Source organism: Hyphomicrobium sp. CS1GBMeth3 (assembly GCF_900117455.1).
Lineage (GTDB): Bacteria > Pseudomonadota > Alphaproteobacteria > Rhizobiales > Hyphomicrobiaceae > Hyphomicrobium_C.
Genome location: NZ_FPHO01000003.1, coordinates 2,474,762 through 2,493,749 on the forward strand (window position 1 = coordinate 2,474,762; position 18,988 = coordinate 2,493,749).

18 protein-coding genes, 2 tRNA genes and 1 pseudogene are annotated in these 18,988 nt (G+C 60.3%); 9 read left to right on the forward strand and 12 right to left on the reverse strand.

Going from position 1 to position 18,988, the window contains the following annotated elements; all coding sequences use genetic code 11:
- Positions 1-145 precede the first annotated feature (145 nt).
- Positions 146-781 (forward strand): GTP cyclohydrolase II, encoded by a 636-nt coding sequence (ribA, locus tag CS1GBM3_RS19035; RefSeq protein WP_072397257.1) that lies wholly within the window; start codon positions 146-148, stop codon positions 779-781.
- Positions 782-814: 33 nt separating this feature from the next.
- On the opposite strand, the gene CS1GBM3_RS19040 is transcribed toward ribA, so the two are convergent.
- From CS1GBM3_RS19040 to galE, 3 genes are all read right to left on the reverse strand, one after another.
- Entirely contained in the window at positions 815-1,699 is an 885-nt protein-coding gene (locus CS1GBM3_RS19040; RefSeq protein ID WP_072397258.1) for a TIGR01459 family HAD-type hydrolase, read from the reverse strand.
- A gap of 25 nt (positions 1,700-1,724) precedes the next feature.
- Positions 1,725-1,800: transfer RNA gene (locus CS1GBM3_RS19045), tRNA-Thr, on the reverse strand.
- Positions 1,801-1,851: 51 nt separating this feature from the next.
- Positions 1,852-2,829 carry a UDP-glucose 4-epimerase GalE gene (gene galE, locus CS1GBM3_RS19050; protein WP_072397259.1) on the reverse strand — a complete coding sequence of 326 codons (978 nt, stop codon included), beginning with the start codon at positions 2,827-2,829 and terminating at the stop codon, positions 1,852-1,854.
- A 127-nt stretch (positions 2,830-2,956) separates the two neighbouring features.
- On the opposite strand from galE, the gene CS1GBM3_RS19055 reads away from it, so the two are divergent.
- The gene (locus CS1GBM3_RS19055; protein ID WP_139247974.1) at positions 2,957-3,343 is read left to right on the forward strand and encodes a hypothetical protein; all 387 of its coding nucleotides are present in this window, start codon (positions 2,957-2,959) and stop codon (positions 3,341-3,343) included.
- Positions 3,344-3,527: 184 nt separating this feature from the next.
- Entirely contained in the window at positions 3,528-3,845 is a 318-nt protein-coding gene (locus tag CS1GBM3_RS19060; protein ID WP_072397260.1) for a hypothetical protein, read from the forward strand.
- A gap of 57 nt (positions 3,846-3,902) precedes the next feature.
- Here CS1GBM3_RS19060 and rlmB read toward each other — a convergent pair whose 3' ends face one another.
- Positions 3,903-4,763: a 23S rRNA (guanosine(2251)-2'-O)-methyltransferase RlmB gene (gene rlmB, locus CS1GBM3_RS19065; RefSeq protein ID WP_072397685.1), complete on the reverse strand. Its 861-nt coding sequence runs from the start codon at positions 4,761-4,763 to the stop codon at positions 3,903-3,905.
- 259 nt (positions 4,764-5,022) lie between these two features.
- Between rlmB and CS1GBM3_RS19070 the strand changes: the two genes are divergently transcribed.
- Positions 5,023-5,107: transfer RNA gene (locus CS1GBM3_RS19070), tRNA-Tyr, on the forward strand.
- 112 nt (positions 5,108-5,219) lie between these two features.
- Positions 5,220-6,476: a tyrosine-type recombinase/integrase gene (locus tag CS1GBM3_RS19075; RefSeq protein WP_072397262.1), complete on the forward strand. Its 1,257-nt coding sequence runs from the start codon at positions 5,220-5,222 to the stop codon at positions 6,474-6,476.
- Between the two features lie 777 nt (positions 6,477-7,253).
- Here the strand turns inward: CS1GBM3_RS19075 and CS1GBM3_RS19085 are convergent.
- From CS1GBM3_RS19085 to pedF, 5 genes are all read right to left on the reverse strand, one after another.
- Positions 7,254-7,880 (reverse strand): DUF1194 domain-containing protein, encoded by a 627-nt coding sequence (locus tag CS1GBM3_RS19085; protein ID WP_171946527.1) that lies wholly within the window; start codon positions 7,878-7,880, stop codon positions 7,254-7,256.
- Positions 7,881-7,976: 96 nt separating this feature from the next.
- A complete protein-coding gene (locus CS1GBM3_RS19090; protein ID WP_072397266.1) occupies positions 7,977-9,740 on the reverse strand; it encodes a PQQ-dependent methanol/ethanol family dehydrogenase in 1,764 nt (587 codons plus the stop codon).
- A 191-nt stretch (positions 9,741-9,931) separates the two neighbouring features.
- A complete protein-coding gene (locus CS1GBM3_RS19095; RefSeq protein WP_139247975.1) occupies positions 9,932-10,174 on the reverse strand; it encodes a hypothetical protein in 243 nt (80 codons plus the stop codon).
- A gap of 109 nt (positions 10,175-10,283) precedes the next feature.
- Positions 10,284-11,132 carry a substrate-binding periplasmic protein gene (locus tag CS1GBM3_RS19100; RefSeq protein ID WP_083567928.1) on the reverse strand — a complete coding sequence of 283 codons (849 nt, stop codon included), beginning with the start codon at positions 11,130-11,132 and terminating at the stop codon, positions 10,284-10,286.
- 14 nt (positions 11,133-11,146) lie between these two features.
- Complete coding sequence (pedF, locus tag CS1GBM3_RS19105; RefSeq protein ID WP_072397270.1) at positions 11,147-11,581, reverse strand: cytochrome c-550 PedF; 435 nt, start codon at positions 11,579-11,581, stop codon at positions 11,147-11,149.
- Positions 11,582-11,845: 264 nt separating this feature from the next.
- Between pedF and CS1GBM3_RS19110 the strand changes: the two genes are divergently transcribed.
- Positions 11,846-12,817, forward strand: a complete 972-nt coding sequence (locus tag CS1GBM3_RS19110; protein WP_139248024.1) for a PQQ-dependent catabolism-associated beta-propeller protein — start codon at positions 11,846-11,848, stop codon at positions 12,815-12,817.
- Positions 12,818-12,981: 164 nt separating this feature from the next.
- Here CS1GBM3_RS19110 and CS1GBM3_RS19660 read toward each other — a convergent pair.
- From CS1GBM3_RS19660 to CS1GBM3_RS19120, 3 genes and pseudogenes are all read right to left on the reverse strand, one after another.
- A pseudogene (locus CS1GBM3_RS19660) lies at positions 12,982-13,105 on the reverse strand (IS110 family transposase); the annotation flags it as partial.
- Positions 13,106-13,372: 267 nt separating this feature from the next.
- A complete protein-coding gene (locus CS1GBM3_RS19115; RefSeq protein WP_072397273.1) occupies positions 13,373-13,753 on the reverse strand; it encodes a response regulator transcription factor in 381 nt (126 codons plus the stop codon).
- A 137-nt stretch (positions 13,754-13,890) separates the two neighbouring features.
- Entirely contained in the window at positions 13,891-15,204 is a 1,314-nt protein-coding gene (locus CS1GBM3_RS19120) for a porin (protein WP_171946528.1), read from the reverse strand.
- Between the two features lie 896 nt (positions 15,205-16,100).
- Between CS1GBM3_RS19120 and CS1GBM3_RS19125 the strand changes: the two genes are divergently transcribed.
- The 3 genes from CS1GBM3_RS19125 (at position 16,101) to CS1GBM3_RS19135 (ending at position 18,985) form a co-directional block, all read left to right on the forward strand.
- Complete coding sequence (locus CS1GBM3_RS19125; RefSeq protein WP_072397279.1) at positions 16,101-17,783, forward strand: pyrroloquinoline quinone-dependent dehydrogenase; 1,683 nt, start codon at positions 16,101-16,103, stop codon at positions 17,781-17,783.
- A 40-nt stretch (positions 17,784-17,823) separates the two neighbouring features.
- Positions 17,824-18,234: a c-type cytochrome gene (locus CS1GBM3_RS19130; RefSeq protein ID WP_210186224.1), complete on the forward strand. Its 411-nt coding sequence runs from the start codon at positions 17,824-17,826 to the stop codon at positions 18,232-18,234.
- 205 nt (positions 18,235-18,439) lie between these two features.
- Positions 18,440-18,985, forward strand: a complete 546-nt coding sequence (locus CS1GBM3_RS19135; protein ID WP_139247976.1) for a gluconate 2-dehydrogenase subunit 3 family protein — start codon at positions 18,440-18,442, stop codon at positions 18,983-18,985.
- Positions 18,986-18,988 lie beyond the last annotated feature (3 nt).

An 18,988-nucleotide genomic window follows, 5' to 3' on the forward strand; every position in this document is an offset into this window, starting at 1 on the left:
TTTGCGCTAGGTGGAGGAAACCATGGGACAAGGGCGCGGCAGATCGCGCCTATTTTCGCATCTTGTACACGGCCTCCTATGCTACAACATGTCCACCGTCACGACCCCAGCCCGAACAGAGCCGGTCAAGATCAAGGAGAGGGAGATGCCGCTGACCGGCGTCCAGGAGAAGAAGCTCGACACGGGCCGTTCAGCCCGCACCATGCTGCCCATTGAACTCGACGGTGTCGAGATCGTGCTTGAGGCGCGTGCCTATCAGGGCAAGGACGAGCACACTCAGGCGATGGCGCTCATCAATCGCGGCAAAGGCCCGGAGGCGGGCACTGCTCCCCTCGTGCGCGTGCACTCCGGATGCGTTACGGGTGACATTTTCCATTCGCTCCGCTGCGACTGCCGGGCCCAGCTCGACGCCGCGCTGAGACGCATCGCAGAAACTCCGAACGGCGTGCTCATCTATCTGCCGTACCACGAGGGCAGGGGTATCGGCCTGTTCAAGAAGATCAAGGCCTATGCGCTGCAGGACCAGGGGCGCGACACAGTCGACGCTAATTTGGAGATCGGCGAGCCGGTCGACGCACGCGAGTACGAGCTGGCGGCTGAGATCCTGCAGGATCTTGGCTTCACAAAAATCCGTCTGATGACCAACAACCCGGCTAAGATCGAGGCGCTGGAGGATGCGGGCATCGAGATCCTGGATCGCGTGGCGGTCGTCACCAACCCGAGCGCGCATAACGAGCGCTACCTCGAGACCAAGCGCCGCCGCATGTCGCACAAGCTTTAGAGCAGCGGATTAAGCGCGCGGCAGAGACTTCTCTTACCAGGCAAGCTCCGCCATCGCGCCGAGCGCGGGCGGCGTGCCGGGCGGAAACAGCGCCGCGAGCTTGCCGGCGTCGATCGAGCCATCGGTCATGGTCTCGTTTCGGTGAATACCGCCCGTGATGAAAAGAGCATCGAGCCCTGCACGCTCAGCGCCGGCCAGGTCGGTGCGCACAGCATCTCCGATGACGAGGATTTTCTCCGGCGCGACAGTGGCGCCACGGATCGTCTCAGCCGTTGCCTTGGCCGTCGTGTAGGCCGTCGCATACGGCTTCCCGAACCAGAACACTCGACCCCCGAGCGTCTGGTAGGCATCGGCCAGCGCGCCGGCGCAAAGGAAGAGACGCCCGCCCACGTCGACGACAAGATCCGGGTTGGCGCATACGAAGGGCAGCGCCAGCGCGTGTGCCCGTTCGAGGATGTCGCGATAGGTCTCGACTGTATCGTTGACGTCGTCGACCAGCCCGGTGCAGACGACAGCCTCCGCTTGTTCGAGCGGTCCGTCCGCAGCCCCCATGCGCTCGTAGAACGCGGCATCGCGCTGGCGCGGCCCGATGAAGAAGATGGTGCGATAGCTCGCCTCACGAATATGCGCGAGCGCGAGCTCACCTGAGGAGACGATCGTGTCGTAGGCCTCGGGCGGAACGCGGCGGGCATCCAGCATCGCCTCCACGCGATGCAGCGGAACCGGCGCGTTGGTCAACAGCACCACTGTGCCGCCGCGCTCGCGGAAGCGGATCAGCGCGTCCGTTGCCCGCGGATAGGCGTGCACGCCATCGTGCACGACGCCCCACACGTCGCAGAACAAGACATCGTAGCGCGCGAGCAGGTCCCCGGCATGGTCAAGGATCGGGGGAACGCGCGAGCCTGGAGGCGTTGACATACTGTTCCGGTGAGGTGGGTGGGAGTGGTGCCGCCTGAGGGACTTGAACCCCCGACCCCCTGATTACAAATCAGGTGCTCTACCAACTGAGCTAAGGCGGCGTTGCGCTCCTTTTATCGAAGTCCCGCGGCCGGAAAAAGGGGCTTCATGCCTCAGCGCGGGAGCGAGCGCTCCCAGGCCAGCGCATGCGTCACGATCAGGTCGAGGTCGGCGAGCCGAGGCTGCCAGCCGAGCTGCTCGCGGATTTTCGCCGAGTCCGCCACGATGGCCTCCGCGTCACCGGGGCGGCGCGGCCCGAGATTGACCGGAAACGGCCCGCCCGACGCGCGCTTCACCGCCTCGATGACCTCGAGCACAGAATAGCCGGCCGCGTAGCCGCAATTGAAGACGTCTGACGCTCCGCCCGCTTCGAGGTGCTTGAGCGCCGCCATGTGTGCCGCCACGAGGTCGGTGACATGGATGTAGTCGCGCACGCAGGTCCCGTCCGGAGTCGCATAGTCGGTGCCGAAGACGTCCATGGACGCGCGCTTGCCGAGCGCCGTCTCGCTGGCGACTTTGATGAGGTGCGTCGCCCGCGGCGTCGATTGGCCCGCGCGGCCGGCGGGATCGGCGCCGGCGACGTTGAAGTAGCGCAGCGCTACGTAGCGGAAATCGTGCGCAAAGGCGGTGTCGGCGAGCATCAGCTCGGTCATTAGCTTCGACGTGCCGTAGGGAGAGACCGGCTTCAGGGCCGCATCCTCACGCACCGGAATTTCGGTCGGGTTGCCGTAGACGGCGGCCGTCGAGGAGAAGATGAACGAGCGCACGCCGGTTTGCACGGCAACCTCGATCAACGCACGCGAGTTGACGGTGTTGTTGAGGTAGTACCCGAGCGGATCGGCAACCGAGTCCGGCACCACGATCGAGCCGGCGAAATGAATGATGGCGCGAATGCCATGCTCTTCGATGACGTGCCGCACCAGATCCTGGTCGCCGACGTTGCCTTCGATGAGCACGGCCGGCGGCGGCACGGCGGACCGAAAGCCGGTCGACAGATTGTCGACGACGACGACCTGGTCGCCGGCGTCGATCAGCGCCAGCACCATATGGCTGCCGATGTATCCGGCGCCCCCTGTGACGAGTACGGTCATGGCGCGCCCATAGCACGGAACTGGTTGAGAAACCGTGCCGCCTGGCGACGCAGCACGCAAAAACGAGGGAAAGCCGGCGGAGAAACGCACGAAGTTAAAGCAATGTTATGCGTTTCGGGCTAAGGTGATGGCAGAATCTGCTGAGAACGACAGCGAGGAGCTCAACATGCGTTCACGGGTCGTCGCACTGCTTGCGGCCGCCATCGGCTTGGCCCTGATCCCGGCTGCGGCCGAGGCCGGCCGTCGCGGCACTGCGCATTATTATCCCTTCTATCATAAGCACTACCGCTCGGACTGGAATTACGACCCGTATGGGTACGAGTATTCTCCGCGCCGCTACTATCCCTACTACAACTCGGGCCAGTGGCGTCCGACGCGGGAGCTGCGCTATCGCCGCTATAACTATCGCCCCTACGCAGAGCTGCCACCTTACTACCGCGCCTGGGGTCATCCGACGCGCTATTACGGCTACAAATACCGCAAGCCGCATCGCCGCTATCATCACTTCAAGTAAAAGCGCGATCGAGATCAGAGACGTTGAAAAGCCGCTTTCCAAGCGGCTTTTTGGCGTTTTTTGGACCTCAAATCTTCGCGTTCACACCCTATTAGGACAGCGTGTGATTTTCTGCATGCCTGAACAAAAGCTCTGCTCCACGTTAGGCGAAGCGGAGTTGACCTGTCGAGATTGGGAGCGACCCATGATCAAGAAATTGATGCAAGCTGTGATGGCAGTGGCGTTGATGGTCGGCGTTACGGCATCGTCGATCCAGCCTGCTGAAGCACACCGCAGAGGGGGCGTAGCTGCAGGCGTTGCCGCCGGCATCATCGGCCTCGGCGTTCTTGGCGCTTATGCCCATTCGCGTGACCGCGACTATTACTATCGCTCGCGCGGCGAGTGCTATCCCGGCCCCGAGGAGTGCGGCTGGACCAACCGCCGCTGCTTCGTCGATCGCTGGGGCGATCGCGTTTGCCGTGGCGGCCGCTGGACCTGTTGGCGCCCGACCTACTGCGATTAGGTCCACGACAAGCTTCGTACTGAGCTGAAGGCGGCGCCATCGCGGTGTCGCCTTTCGCTATTTCGCGCTTGCCCGCCGCTTGAGCGCCGCCCAGTGCAGCGCTACGGCTGCGGCGTTCGAGACGTTGAGACTCGCAAGCGCTCCGGCGGTGGTGATCGAGACGAGCTGATCGCAGGTCTCCTTTGTTAGCTCGCGCAGCCCTTTTCCTTCTGCGCCGAGCACGAGCCCGGTGAGGCCGTCGAAGGGCTCCTCCTCCAGTGCGGCGGTGGCCGTGCCCTCGAGCCCGATCAGACGGAAACCGATCCCCTTGAGGTCGAGCATCGTGCGGGCAAGGTTCTGCACCGGCAGGACCGGGATCAGGTCCAGCGCACCCGACGCCGACTTGGCAAGCACGCCGTTGAGCGGCGGGCTATGACGCCTTGTAAAGATGAGCCCCGCCGCACCGAACGCGGCGGCGCTGCGCAGCACGGCCCCCACGTTGTGCGGATCGGTGACATGGTCGAGCAGCACGAGCGGCCCGACCTGCTGCGCCCGCTCCACCAGGTCGTCGAGGCTCGGCTCCGGCAGCGGCTCCGCCTCGAGCAGAAGCCCCTGATGGACAGTGTCCGCGCCGAGCAGGCGGTCGAGCGCGCCCGGGCTTGTGCGCTCGATGGGCACGCCCTTCGCGGCGATGGCCTCGGCGAGGCGACGCTCGGCATTCTCCGTCGCCAGCAGGCGAAGCGCGCGCCGCTCGGGATTCCTGAGCGCCGCCTCGACGGCGTGGCTGCCGAACAGCCGGACGAGGCTATCGTCAGAGCTGTCCGCGGGGCCTTTCGACGCGCTGCGGCCCTGCGGTCCGGCCCGCCCGCGCCCGGCCCCCTTGGCCTCCCCGAAGCGGCGCCATTTCGGCCCCTTTTTGTCGGCTGAGCCCCGTGTCATGGCTTGTCCTGCGTTGAAATTTAGCGAGCTTTTACCGCCCGCAGCCCGGTTGCCTGCGCCGATGCGCCGGGCCCTGCTGGCCCCCGCAGCCATAAGCGTTTTTGCGCGCTTTTCCAATTGACATCCCGGGGGCGGCTTACCATAAGGACGAGCGTTGCCCTGCCGCTCGGCGAGCGCAGGGCACTTTCGTTTTGTGAGCCGGGTTTTGACGGTAGCGCTGCCTGGCGCGGCTCGTTCCGGCTTTCACGAGGATGGTCGCGGAGGGGTGCCCGAGTGGCTAAAGGGGACGGACTGTAAATCCGTTGGCTTCGCCTACGCTGGTTCGAATCCAGCCCCCTCCACCAGTCCTCCAATTTCAGGTTATACCAACCTGTCTCTTCCCGTAAGCTAAGCCCCTAGAATCATTGACATTATCTGTCTCATCCGCGCAGGCTTGGTGACGGCTGAGGTGCAGGGATGTTGACGGATACGGCAGTCAGGAAGGCCGTTCGCCGGGCCAAGGCCTACAAGCTGACTGACGGCGGAGGTCTCTACGTTCACATCATGCCCACGGGAAGAAAGTACTGGCGATACCGGTACGAATGGCAGGGCAAGGAGCGGATCCTGTCGTTTGGCGAGTACCCGACCATGTCACTGGTGGAGGCAAGGGGGAAGCGCGAAGAGGCGCGGCAGCTTCTGCGCGAGAAAACGGATCCCGCACTGGCGAAGAAGCTGCAGGAGATGGAGAAGCTCAAGGAGGTCGAAGCCACCTTCGAGAGCCTCGCGCGGGAATGGCACCAATCCCGGAAGCCGGGCTGGGTCCCGCATCACGCCGCCGACGTCATCGAGAGCCTCGAGGTCCACGTATTCCCCGAGATCGGGAACTTGCCGATACGGCAGCTGGGACCTTCGACGATTTGGAGCGTGCTGAAGAAAATCCAGGAGCGACCCGCAGTTGAGACCGCCCACCGAGTGAAGCAACGCATCTCCATGGTGTTCTGCTACGCGATGGCGACCGGACGGGCAGATAGCGATCCGGCGGCCGCGATGGGAAAGGTCTTGTCGCCGGTCAAAAAAGGGCGCTACCCGGCTACGCGTAAGCTCGAGGACGCCAGGGAGGTACTGCGAGCCTGCGAGGCCATCGCGGGAAGCGCGACGACGAAGCTGGCACACCGTTTATTGGCTCTGACCATCGTGCGGCCGGGTGTCATAGCGATCTGCCCCTGGGACGAGCTGAGGGATCTCGATGCCGACAATTGGCTTTGGACGGTGCCGGCTCAACGCATGAAGCTTCGTCTGCACTACAAGGAAGATGAGGCGCGCGATCATCTCGTGCCCATGTCGCGCCAGGCCTTGGAGGTCGTCGAGGCGCTGAAGCAGTTGAGTTCAATGAGCCCCTTTGTGTTTCCGAACGATCGGTGGTTCCACCGGCCGATGAGCGAAAACGCGCTCGGGTATCTCCTGAAACGTGCCGGTTTCCAGGGCCGCCACGTTCCGCACGGATGGCGAGCCACGTTCTCGACGATCATGAACGAGAGGCGTCCGACAGATAGCAAGGCTATTGATCTGATGTTGGCGCACGTGCCGAAGGACAAAATCGAAGCAGCGTACAACCGCGCCGAGCATTTGGAGCTCCGCAAGGAAATTGCGCAGGAATGGGCTGATCTGCTCCTGGATGGCCTGCCGCCTGCTGCGGCGCTGCTCTCAAGTCGACGGTTCCGAAACGCGGCGTGACGCGATCCAGCGCTCGACCTCGCTCTTCCACCAACGGCGAACCTGAGGACCCAGAGCCACGGATTTGGGAAAGCCCGCGGTGGCGATCCAACGGGCTGCGAGATCATCATCGTGGCCTCTGCTATTCGGCTCAATTGGGAAAAGCGGGAAAACCAGTGAAATGGGCGTGCCCGCGAACCAAGCGCCTTATGCATATATTGCGGGTAGCTGTCTGACACGAGGCTGGGGGACTGGGGGTCGGAGGTTCAAATCCTCCCGCTCCGACCATTCATCTCAGAGACTTAGGCATCCGGTGTCTCAGTCTCACGTTTTGATCGCACCCTCCTATAATGGCGATCCTGGGTCATGTCTCAGCCGTGTCTCAGTGACGGCTCCGGCTCCAAATTCACCGCTCCGACCAACCACGAAAGAGCGAAATCATTCGCCGTTGCATTCGCATGTGCACGCAACTCCCAGCTTGGCATGCAAGCTCAACGCCGCTCGTCGAGATTTGCACCGTCGCTGCAAAATTACCCACGTACCCACGATGGATGCTCGTCGTCTCGCTGAAAAATTGAATGGCTATTTCATTAAAGCAGCTTGGCTGATCCATGCATTGAAAGGCCGGTGGAACATCACCGCTTGGCGGCGCTCTCTTGGCTGATCTCAGTCACAAATTTAAGTCGGAACGCACGGCTGAAATCCTCGTACCCGTTGGCGCGGATTACGAAGCCAGCGGGACCGCCAATGACAAAATCAGTATACCAGCCGTCGAGAGTGGTCTGTTGGCCTCCGGAGTCAAATGCTCAACGGAGCAAGCCCAAATCCCGGCGCACGATAGGCTCCGGCCCCAACGATTTCGTTCTCTCCTGCGACGATGATAGGCAGACCGTTGATTTGAACGCCAAGCCGCACGAGGCTATCGCGTTCTTCAATTATATTCTTGGGATCCTGGCAATTGTCGATCCCATCTCCTGAAACGTCGAGCACCGTTCTACGTGCCGCGATAGGGAGGTTGTAAACGACGCTTTCGCGGATAAAGGACAGCATGCGAGATACGCACGTGTGTTCCCCCTTCTTTGGCTTGAGTGCACGCACAACTGCGGCAGCCTTAAGTGCGTCCTCGAGGCTGCGAATGACACGCCAAGGGACGGTGAACTCCGACGTGTCGGCCCACTCGACGAGCGCGAAGCCGATACCGCCGCGCGGTCCGCTCATCAGCGCATTAATAACGTCTTGGTCCTCAAGCGCCCGAGCAATCCCTTCCATTTGAAGTTGATATCGCTCCGCATTGACAGAATCGGAGACGTCGACGGCCACAATCAACGCCGTGTCGACTTCGACGGGGGCACCTGCTTTGCCGGGGAGTACAAGGCAAAGCATGGTTGCGAGTGCGAACAGCGATGATCGAAAGGAGATGTCCATGAGCTTCATCGTAGCGCGCGTCGACAAACTCTCGACACGAAAAAGGGCGGCCGCAAGGACCGCCCAGTATCTTGGAGGAAACGTTGCTGGCGGCCCTTAGTTGCTGGCCATCTTCTTCGGCAACTTGAATGTCCAGAGCATGCCGCCCTGGTTCAGGTTGGCGACCGTTTTGGCGACTTCGCCGCCCCAGAGCGGAACAGCGCCGCCCCAGCCGGAGAGAACCGAGACGTACTGCTCGCCGTCCTGCTCCCACGTGATCGGAGGAGCAACCACGCCCGAGCCGGTGTTGAAGCTCCAAAGCTCCTTACCGTCGGTTGCATCGAGCGCCTTGAGCTCGCCTTCAGGCGTTCCGAAGAATACGAGATCTGCGCCAGTCGCTAGCACGCCACCCCACAGCGGGGCCTTGTTCTTGTAAGTCCAGACGATATTGCCAGTGGCCGGATCGACGGCTTTCAGCGCGCCGATATGGTCATCGAAGATCGGCTTGATCGTGAAGCCCGCACCGAGATAAGCCGCGCCCTTCTTGTACGTCACGGGCTCGTTGTGAAGATCCATGCCCCACTCGTTGGCGGGGATGTAAAAGAGCTTGGTATTCGGGCTATAGGCCATCGGCATCTGGTTCTTGCCGCCGAGGAAGCTTGGAACGGCGAAGATCGTCTCGCCCTTCTTGCCGTCCGCCGACTTTCTGGGATCTCCCGGGCGGTTCGCCGGATCGTAGACCGGACGCCCGTCCTTGCCGATACCCTTGGCCCACGTGATATTCTCCACGAACGGCGTCGCCGAGATGAATTCCCCGTCCTCGCGGCCAAGCACGTAGAAGAACCCGTTGCGGTCGGCCGTAGCAACGGCCTTGGTGCCGTTCAGGTCGAACGAAACAACCTCGTTCACGCCGTCGTAATCCCAACCATCGTTGGGCGTTGTCTGATAGCCCCACTTGATGTCGCCCGTCTCTGGATCAATCGCGAGGCGCGAGCACGACCACTTGTTGTCGCCGGGACGCATATGGCTGTTCCACGGAGCAGGGTTGCCGGTTCCAACAAAGATCAGATTTGTCTCCGGATCGTAGGTGCCGCCGAGCCAAGTGGCGCCGCCACCAGTCTTCCAGAGGTCGCCCGGCCAAGTCTCGCCCTTCTTTCCTGTCATGGTAGATGGCTTGCCGTTGAGCATGCCAACGTGGCCTTCGATAGTCGGGCGCGACCAGACGAGATCGCCGTTATCGACCTTGCGCGCCTCGATGCGGCCGACGATGCCAAACTCGCCACCCGAGACTCCGGTCACGACGAGCGGGCCATATGTCTTCGACGGGACGATCAGCGGAGCGGCGGTGTAGGAATAGCCGGACTTGAAATCATCGATCTCTTTCGTCCAGACGACCTTGCCAGTCTTCTTGTCGAGCGCAACGAGCTTGGCGTCGAGCGTGCCGAAGATCACCTTGTCGTTGATGAGTGCGGCGCCGCGGTTGACGACGTCGCAGCAGGGCAAGATGCCTTCGGGGAGGCGATGGTCATACTGCCAGATTTCGTGGCCGCTCTTAACATCAACGGCCCACATGCGGCTGTACGAGCCTGTGATGTAGATGACGCCGTCCTTGACGAGAGGCTGGGCCTGCTGGCCGCGCATCTTCTCGCCGCCGAGCGACATGGCCCAGGCGGGTACGAGATGGCCGACGTTATCCTTGTTGATCGATTTGAGCGGGCTATAGCGCTGGCCCTGAGCGCCGAGACCAGAGGTCACGACATCGTTGGTCGTGCTGGCGTCGTTGATGATGTCGTCGATCGACACGTCCGCCAACGTCGGCGCCGAGAGCACAAGCGCAAGCGCAGGCGCGCTCGCAAAAGCGAGCCACTTGGAAGTCTTCATGGGAATCCCCTTTGTTCGTTTCCTACCCGCTTCCGGAGTTTTTCCCGTTGAAAATTGGGCAAGGAAGGCAGGCCGCGCAGAAACTTATTCTAGGGGTGGGTCGATAATAATTGGCAATTAGTCTATTCGCCTAAAGTCGGGAACTATCGCTCCGAATAGGAAGCGTAAACGTTCCGCGTATTATTTGCGATTTATCGTCCACGCGCAGCCAACGCTCGGCTTCGAAAACTAGGATAAAGACGCATAACCGTCCGCCCGAACGCATCGGCCACGATCGCGTAGATGGCAAAGACTATGATCTTATAGACGCCCGACAAGCCACGCGCATCGGCCGTTTCCGGCACCTGAGCTTGGTCCTCGACGACGCTCGGTCCGACGACTTTGATCCCTTCGTCAAAGATGACTTCGCCACCCTGGAGCACGCGTTCCACCATGTCCGACCACATCGGCGATTTCAGTGGATCGGCAGCGGGCGCGGCGAACGCAGAACCTGCGCGAGAAAAAGCAATGCAGTCGCGGCGTTGCGCATGACCCGCTTCAGAATCAACGCAAGGGAGGAGGAACGTAGCTCACACCGTGTTTTTCAAAGCACCGCGCAAGCTCGCCCGACTCCTTAAGATTATCGAGCGCCCCTTCGATTGCATACCCGAGATCCCGGCTGTTCCTATTCCACGCCATGCCAACGACCCAGTTCTTTCGTACAATGCCAAGCATGGGAGGCACCAGGAATTTTGCCCGGACGCCCGCGTCGTGCAGCAAGTATTCCAGCTTCGATCGCACGCCCATCAGCGCAGATACGTCCTTGCCCTTGAATTCCCGAATGCCCTCCGCCGGCTTGACGTGGTGGGAGATATTGGGAACGAGCACTCCGTCCTCGTAGGTCATCAGGAAATAGTCGGCAACGGTTGCTAGTTGAACCCCGACCTTGTGCGTCTTGAAGGCGTCGACCGATGTTATCTTGTCGCTGAGCACGGGATCGACCGCCAAGACGATCCGCTCCTGGAAGTAGGAGTTACCGAAAACCGCTTCCGGGTTACGCTGCGCGAACTCCGTGTCCATCGGCACGTTCATCATGATATCGCCAACGCCGCCACCGGTCAGCGGGCCGCGCCAGACATTGGCGCGGATGTCGTCGTCAGCCGTCTCACCCTGCATGCGCAGCACGATGTCGGCCTTGACGCCAAGCTGCCGGGCGATTGCGTGAGCGATCTCGACGTCGATCCCCGCCGGTTGCCCGTTCCGCTCAAATGAAAACGGCGCGTTATCCAAATAGGAGATGACGCGCAGAGAACCCGTCGCGACCACCTCGTCGAGAGGGCGTGCCTTGGCATGATCTCCGCACGTAGCAGTGCAGAGGAACAGGGCGGATGTGAGCGCGAGCAGGGATCGCAACTGCCTCTCCGTCGTCACTGCTCCGTATGCTGGGTCTCGATGTAGCTGCGGATGGCCCACATCGCTTCCTGGCTGATCAACCCTTCGAAGGGCGGCATGATGGTCGTGCCGTCTAACTTCTTCGCGCCGTGACGTATGCGTTCCATGAACCATTCATCGCCGGCATCGCCTTTGTCGAGATGGCGAAGATCGGGCGCAAGCCCGCCCGAGATCACCTCAAGGCCGTGGCAGCGCGCGCAGTTCTGATTGTATCCAGAAGCGCCGATTTCAACGGCCATTTCATTGTCACGATATGGGTTCTGCTTGCGCCACTCTTCGCCGAGCGGGTCGAGCCCAGTGGTGTCGATTGGCTGGGGAGTGACGTCGCCGTGAGCCGCGACTCCGGTGACGAAATAGGCGCAAAACGACACTGCGACGGCCAGTGCCGCAAAAAGAACTCGAAGTGACATGAAGCGCTCCAGGGTCCGCCCGAATGTTTATAGTTGTTTCGAGAAGCTATGCCGCGCTCCGAGAGAAACGGAAATTGCCATTTAGTGTAATTCTATTTTTGCAAGGCCGCGCCGGCGTCGACGCAAATTTGCACCATGGTCGAATATCCGACCATTCATGCGCCCGTATAGATAAATGCTCGGAGAGTTTTAGATCGGCGCGCGCGAGCGTTCGGAAAGGGGTTGATGCTTCGCAGAATAGACCTGGCAGTCGTGGCTGGCGCTATGATCCTCTCCGCGCCCGTCTTCGCGCACGAAGTCTACGTGACAAACGAGAAAGACAACTCGATCAACGTGATCGACACCAAGTCGCTCTCGGTCGTGCGAACCATTAAAGTCGGCAAGCGGCCGCGCGGCATCACCTTCTCGCGTGATCATAAGGTCTTCTTCGTGTGCGCGAGCGACGACAACGCCGTGCAAGTTTACGACGCAGATACCGGAATACTTATGCACGATCTTCCTTCTGGCGCCGACCCGGAGCAGTTTGCGCTGTCCCACGACGGCAAACGCCTCTACATCGCCAATGAGGACGACGCCATAGCGACCGTAGTGGACGTCGAGGCTCGCCAAGTGGTGGCCCAGATTCCGGTCGGTGTCGAGCCGGAAGGCATGGCCGTCTCCCCCGACGACAGCTTGGTGGTAACGACGTCAGAAACGACCAACATGGCCCATCTGATCGATACCAAGACGAACACGCTCGTCGACAATATTTTGGTCGACGCCCGCCCGCGGCACGCTGAGTTCACGCCCGACGGTGCTAAGATTTGGATCTCCTCCGAGATCGGCGGAACCCTCAGCATCCTCGACCTCGCCACCCGCAAGATCGAGAAGACGATCACCTTTGATATTCCAGGCGTTGCACGCGACAAGATTCAGCCAGTCGGCTTTCGTATTACGCGTGATGGAGCGACTGCCTTCGTCGCGCTCGGACCGGCCAACCGGGTGGCCATGGTCGACACGCGGACACACGAAGTCACCGATTACATTCTCGTCGGACAGCGTGTATGGCACCTAGCATTTACGCCCCAAGAAAACATGTTATTTGCGACCAACGGCGTCTCGAACGACGTGACGGTGATCGATACGGCAACAAAAAGGGCGATCAAGTCGATCAAAGTCGGCCGCTATCCCTGGGGTGCGGCCGTCCGTCCGCAGCCGACCCACACCTCCGGCAACACATCGACGGAAACGCGCTAAACTGGAGTTCGAGTTTCTTGGCGTGTAGGTCCTTCATCGCGCTCGTCGTAGCCATCATGCTTGCGCAAACGGTCGTGGCGCAGACTGTAGGATCGCACTTCGATCAGGCAACTGGGTTCAGAATCAGTCGCTATCGCGCACCCATCCCCGGCGCTTTGCTCTCTGCGCATACGGTGGATCGCTTGGAGGTCGAGTTGCTCGATCATAGTAATCCGCACAAAGCGCATCGTCGTCCTTTGGACGGCTTCGGCGATTGCCCTCTGCGTCGAGGTAGTCGTTCTTGTGCCCATGAGGACAACAGGGATATACGATAAAACCTAGCCTGCGCGCTCCTGGAAACCCGCCAATGTTCGCCCCGGCACGCGTTGCGTGGGGCTTGTCTATAAGCACCTGTCCAATTTCCCGAACATCATGTCTGCTGCGCGGCCCAAAGTCCCTTAGTGAAGGCGACGGCGTCGTGTTCCGAGGCGCCAACGGCCCGTGGAAAACCGCCGACTACGAGTATCACCGTCGGCCACCAGCGGCGAAGGATCTGATAGACAAGGTGCTCTCAACCTACAAAGAAAAGCACGGAGCACCGCCTAAGGAACTCGCTTTCGGGTTCGGTGTTTCTTCGCCGAGAAAGCCCACGTCCAGCTGGTGATCCGTCGGAAGGCACTTGTCAGTCAGCACGCGCCGGCGTCCGACGATGTCGTCGACCCTGAGCTGATGCTGCAAGCATAAGGCGACAAGCGCGGCTTGTGTTCGGTTGGAGCAGGAAAGCGCGCAGAGTATCTGGGTCATGTGAGACTTTATCGAGCCCTCTGTCAGCCCGAGGGCGGCACCGATCACCTTGTTCTGATGCCCAAGCGTGACAAGAAACAGTATGCGCTTCTGTTGTGTGGTGAGGTTTCGGGCAGCTTCGAGAATCTCATAATTTTTCTCAAGGTACGTCATTCAGTCTTCCTTTGTGGGCAATATGAGTGAGCGCCGCCCGTCGACCGTAGTCACGTAAAGAGTGAGGGAACACTCAGCAGCCTCCGGAGGAGGAGGCTTGCCAGAGACGCGCCAAGTGCTCCCTCACATCCCCCAGCTCAGAAGAATATCGCTCCGCCGAGGGCATAGATGTGGAGGTCTTCGAAATCCTCCTTGCCGCCGACACCGTCCGCAGAGAAGTCGACCTCTCCGCTGTAGTTTTTATACTTGAGCCAGACGGCCATCGATGCCGCATCGATTTCCTGCACCACGCCGAAGCCGAACCGGCGGAACGTCGAACCCGTCGGATCAACCACTGCGGCGACGCCGCAGGCCGTATCGATGTTGCCACCTGTGCCAGCGAACCCGTCGCAGATATCGGTGACGCCACTGAAGACAGCGCCTCCGGTGAGTCCGCTGAACATATCGTCGTCCTGGCCGTACTCACCGTAAAATACCGTCTTGCCGAGGCTGTTCAGCCCGGCGCGGACACCGGCCTTGAGATAGAGTTGGTTGGAGTCCTTGGCACCTGCGGGGTTCTCCTGTCCCCAGTGGACGCTGCCGAAAATACCCGTCGGCTCGTGCAGGAACGCGAAGTTGACCTGGAAGAGCTCGGAATCCGTGATCGTGTTGATGCGCTTGTCGGAGTTGTCCTGATAGGAGATGCCCATTGCGGTTTTGAACGAGCCAAACTGACCGGAATGCCGCAACGCCACGTCCCAGAAATCGTCCTGGCCCCATGAGGTCGAGAGCACAAAGCCGTTCCAGGTCGGAGTGTCGTAACGCACGCTGTTGGTACGATCGCCGCCGCAATCTGCGAAGATGCCGACGCCGACGGTGTAGCAGGTAGCGATGTCACCCCACCGTGCTTTCGCCCGCGTGCCCGTTCCTTCGGGGACCAGCTGGAAGTTCTGGCCATCGAAGATCACGAGGTTGGCGGCAAAAATACTGCCTGCTCCCGAGAGATCAACCCAGGTGTCGTCGGATGCCTGACTCTGGCGGCCGATCGAGACGCGACCCAAGCGATCGCTTTTCAACCACCAGTACGAGTTGAGGCTGCCAGGAGGCCCACTGCCTCCGTTGGCATTATGTGCGTCCTGAACGAAGCCGTTTGCGCCGGTGATATCCAGGCGCAGACTGTAGCCCGCCGACCACTCCGCGTTGATCTGCGCGCTGCCGTCGAAATGCAGACGGTCGCCGAGATCATTCAAGCTGGTGCCGACATACGCGTCCGAGTCGATGCTGTCGTCCCACCCCATGACCTGCTGGGTGATCCAGCCGGAAATCACGATCGAGACCTTGCGATTGCCCTTCCGGGCCGTCGTCGCCTCCAGCTCGGCAATGCGCTCTTCAAGGTCTGCGCAGCAGTCTCCGCCGAGATCCGCAGATGTCGCGCTGCCGACTCCAATGCACAACCCGGCCGATGCGATCAAAGCGCATATCACCCGGTTTTTCACTCCCCCATTCATCGCATTAGGCCCTTTCCCGTCGATTGTTATTTCGTCTAGTTTCCTTGTCGTTGATCTTCAATTGAGTGCCAAAGGCTCAAAACCCCCGTCTTTCGCTTTGACGCTCCTATTCCGAAGGCTGGTCTTACGCTTTCGCCCTTGGTTGCCGGCATTGACTGGCTAACTCGAGGACTGCCGGGACTCGAAAATCGTCCGGTCACGGATGTTGTCAGCAAGCGCTGTGCCAATCCGGCGCTATCCCCCAACCGATCTGGCCCCAAGAGAAAAAACGCTAAGTCGCGCTGGAGGCGAACGGTAAGAAAAAACGAATAAAAACAATGTTGTTGGGGAGGCGTGTGCCACTTCGCTATTTTGCGCGCCTATTGTGAATCGTTGTGATTGCGCAACAGCGGAGGCAGTTGGCGCCAGTGCAAGCACATGAGAATTGTGTTGGGGTTCCTATTGTAGGCAGACAAGCGAAAAGGCCGTGCGACATCTGTCGCGCGACATATTTCGGACGGCGTCCCCGCATCGACGTTTTCCCTTTGATTGCGCGTGTATGAGGAAAAGAAGAGCGGAAGACGCGCAACGTTCAATCCGCTGTGTGGGAATGCTGCTTTCTCAGTCCGGTTTCGCCGACAGAACAGGGCTCGGCTGTTCGTGTCCATGCGCAATCAGTCAAAGACCGCGATGTCCACGGGGCCGATTTCGTTTGGGTATGCGACAAGAGTAGCGCGTCACATGACTCAGTTTTCCGTCGGTGAAGCTGGAAAAAAGGGAGGTAAGAGGCATCGCTAGGGTTTGGCATAGAGCCTGCATCGATTGATGCCGTTAAGTCAGAATGCAGTGTTTGCCCGGCGTCGGGCGACGGGGAGAGAAACATGCTCAAAAAAACGGAGCCGCAGCGCTCCTGGTCAGGCATCGTGGGTGGGGTAGCGATTGCTCTGCTGAGTGTTGGAGCCGCAAACGCGGAAGGCAAAGGTCCGGGGTTCGATGATCCGAATAACTGGCCTCAGTATCACCGCAGTCCGAACGCGTGGCGGTTCAGCCCGCTCGACCAGATTAACAAAGACAACGTGAAAAACCTCCGCATCTCGTGGATCCATCAGCCGGGAGTGATAACGCACGGCCTTCAGGCGACGCCGATCGTGATCGACGGCGTGATGTACACAATTGCCGCCGACAACAACGTCTTTGCGCTCGATGCCGCGACCGGAGAGATAATCTGGCGGTACACGGCGAAGCTCGATCCGATCGTCAAAGAGGTCTTCTATCAATCCGCCAGCCGCGGCGTGACCGTTGGCAGGGGCAAAGTCTTTATCGGCTCGCTGGACGGTCGCTTCATTGCGCTGGACCAGAAGACCGGCAAGGAGCTCTGGTCCACTCAGCTTACGGATATGAAGAACGAGTACGGCGCTCTGTTCTCTTCGCCACCTCAGCTGGCTGGCGACATCATTTTCGGAGGCACGACCGGCGGCGATCAGCCGATCATAGGCAAGATCTTTGCGGTCAAGGCTGATACCGGCGAGCGGGCGTGGACCTTCGAGATCCCGAAGGACGATCCAAAGAGCTGGCCGGGAGACAGCCGCAAGGTCGGCGGCGGTTCCGCATGGTTGCCGGGCACCTACGATCCCTCGACCGATACCATCTACATCGGCACGAGCAACGCCGCGCCTGACTTCAATCGCGAGGGCCGCGAGGGAGACAATCTCTATACGGCGACCGTATTGGCGCTCGATCCGAAGACGGGCAAGATCAAATGGTATCGGCAGGAGGTTCCCAATGATACCTGGGACTTCGATGCTGCCTACGAGGCTCTGCTCGTGCCCGACGGCAGCGGTGAGCAGGCGCTCGTGCACTTGAACAAGAACGGCTTTGTCTACGTGATGGACAAGGACAACGGAGATATCAAGAACGTCTGGCAATACACCGAGAACATGAACTGGGCGAAGGGCGTCGATCCGAAGACGGGGATCCCGATCGAGCCGAATTTCCCCGAGACCGACAAGACGAAGTTGCATTGCCCGAACCTGCTCGGTGCGCGCAGCTGGAACCACGGCTCGTATAACCCGGGCACTAAGCTCTGGTACTCGCATGGCATGGAGGTTTGCAATCACGTGACCAGCGCCAAGCAGGAGAAGCCTGCAGGTGTGGGGTCTCTCTCCCTTGGACTCGCGGATATCAAACTGACGGACCCTCCAGGGAAGAAGGCTGATGGCTGGCTTGCGGCCTTTGATCCGCTGACCGGAAAGGAAGCCTGGAAGGTTCGCTTCGACATGCCGCCCCTGAGCACGGTCCTTTCGACAGCAGCCGGTCTCGTGTTCACCGGCGATATGTACGGCAACCTCTATGCCTTCGACGCGGACAACGGCGAGGAACTGTGGAAGTTCAACGCTGGTTCAGGCGCGCGCGGCGGTCCTGTGAGTTACGCGGTCGATGGCAAGCAGTACATCGCCATTCCGACCGGTCTTGGCTCTCATGCACCGGGTTTCCTCAGCGGCGCGTTCCCGAAGATCAAGGATCTTCCGGGCGGCGCGGCTCTGCTCGTGTTTACGGTGAACTGAGAACTGCTAGCTTCCGACGGCCACCGAGGCGTTAGGCTCGGTGGCCTTTTTCTTTTCTAAGTCTGGGGATCTTTTATTGATGAACCATCACAGTCTGCCCTTCGCCCTCGTGTGCATGATGGCATCCATGCTCATGGAGCATCCGGCTTTTGCAGATGACGCCGGCACGCCGCCCTTCGATCTTTCCGACCCAGCCAAAATCGAAATCGGAAAAAAGCGCTTTGGTGCGAATTGCGCTGCGTATTGCCACGGATCCGAGGGTGAGGGCGGCAAAACGCCGAGCTTCAAGGGCAATACAAACTTCGCCCCGGCCAACGCGCACAAGACCATTACCGAAGGGCGCGTCGGGGCCGATGTGATGCCCCCCTGGGGCAGGACTTTCACGTCCGAGCAGATCTGGGAACTCGTCGCCTACCTCAATTATTTGTCCGAGCAACCAGCCTCTCGCTGAAGGGCCTGCTGTCGTAGCCTCTGTTACACGTGGCGCACCATCAAAACGAGTGTCTCACATCAGAGAGGACAGGCACACCAAACATCCGACGCCTCGCGCCATTTCAGGCCGCATTCAGTTGGCACACAATTTGCGGAACGTCTGTCAGCCGCACAAAGAGACCTCAAGTTAGAGGCCGAAAAATATCGGCATCGGGGAGGAAACTATGTACAATTCACCACTGCAGGTCGGAGGACCCGCTGCGGCGAGGCCTGACGTTACGCGTCGGCGTCTGCTCCACGCTATGATGCTCGTCACTGTCGCGTTGGCTCTTCCGGCACTTCCGCCCAATGCTTTCGCGGCTCCACTGAGCGTGGACCAGAAGCCGACGTTGCTCCGCGTCGCGCGCGACATCTATCCCCACGAGGGCTTTCTCGACGATGCGCCTTATCAGGCCGTGATCGACGCTATCCTTCTCGAAGCCGAAAACTCTCCTGTCGTCGCGGACCTTTTGAGAAAAGGGCTCGCGGACCTCGAGCAGCGCTCACAACGCATCTACAAAACAAGCTACATCGCCATTCCCAGACCGGAGGAGAGAGAAGGCGTTCTCCGCTCGATCGAGCTCACAGACTTCTTCCAGAAAATCAAAGGAGGCCTCCTGATGGGTCTCTACAACAACAAGGCTCTGTGGCCGAAGTTCGGATACGACGGGTCCTCCTGGGAGACCGGCGGCTTCATCGACAAGGATTTCGACAAAATCGACTGGTTCTGAAGC

Bases quoted from the DNA above. Each gene is read 5' to 3' on its own strand.
- ribA (WP_072397257.1), top strand. From the start codon at position 146: ATGCCGCTGACCGGCGTCCAGGAGAAGAAGCTCGACACGGGCCGTTCA.
- CS1GBM3_RS19040 (WP_072397258.1), bottom strand. From the start codon at position 1,699: ATGTCAACGCCTCCAGGCTCGCGCGTTCCCCCGATCCTTGACCATGCC.
- galE (WP_072397259.1), bottom strand. From the start codon at position 2,829: ATGACCGTACTCGTCACAGGGGGCGCCGGATACATCGGCAGCCATATG.
- CS1GBM3_RS19055 (WP_139247974.1), top strand. From the start codon at position 2,957: ATGGCAGAATCTGCTGAGAACGACAGCGAGGAGCTCAACATGCGTTCA.
- CS1GBM3_RS19060 (WP_072397260.1), top strand. From the start codon at position 3,528: ATGATCAAGAAATTGATGCAAGCTGTGATGGCAGTGGCGTTGATGGTC.
- rlmB (WP_072397685.1), bottom strand. From the start codon at position 4,763: ATGACACGGGGCTCAGCCGACAAAAAGGGGCCGAAATGGCGCCGCTTC.
- CS1GBM3_RS19075 (WP_072397262.1), top strand. From the start codon at position 5,220: ATGTTGACGGATACGGCAGTCAGGAAGGCCGTTCGCCGGGCCAAGGCC.
- CS1GBM3_RS19085 (WP_171946527.1), bottom strand. From the start codon at position 7,880: ATGGACATCTCCTTTCGATCATCGCTGTTCGCACTCGCAACCATGCTT.
- CS1GBM3_RS19090 (WP_072397266.1), bottom strand. From the start codon at position 9,740: ATGAAGACTTCCAAGTGGCTCGCTTTTGCGAGCGCGCCTGCGCTTGCG.
- CS1GBM3_RS19095 (WP_139247975.1), bottom strand. From the start codon at position 10,174: ATGGTGGAACGCGTGCTCCAGGGTGGCGAAGTCATCTTTGACGAAGGG.
- pedF (WP_072397270.1), bottom strand. From the start codon at position 11,581: ATGTCACTTCGAGTTCTTTTTGCGGCACTGGCCGTCGCAGTGTCGTTT.
- CS1GBM3_RS19110 (WP_139248024.1), top strand. From the start codon at position 11,846: ATGATCCTCTCCGCGCCCGTCTTCGCGCACGAAGTCTACGTGACAAAC.
- CS1GBM3_RS19115 (WP_072397273.1), bottom strand. From the start codon at position 13,753: ATGACGTACCTTGAGAAAAATTATGAGATTCTCGAAGCTGCCCGAAAC.
- CS1GBM3_RS19125 (WP_072397279.1), top strand. From the start codon at position 16,101: ATGCTCAAAAAAACGGAGCCGCAGCGCTCCTGGTCAGGCATCGTGGGT.
- CS1GBM3_RS19135 (WP_139247976.1), top strand. From the start codon at position 18,440: ATGTACAATTCACCACTGCAGGTCGGAGGACCCGCTGCGGCGAGGCCT.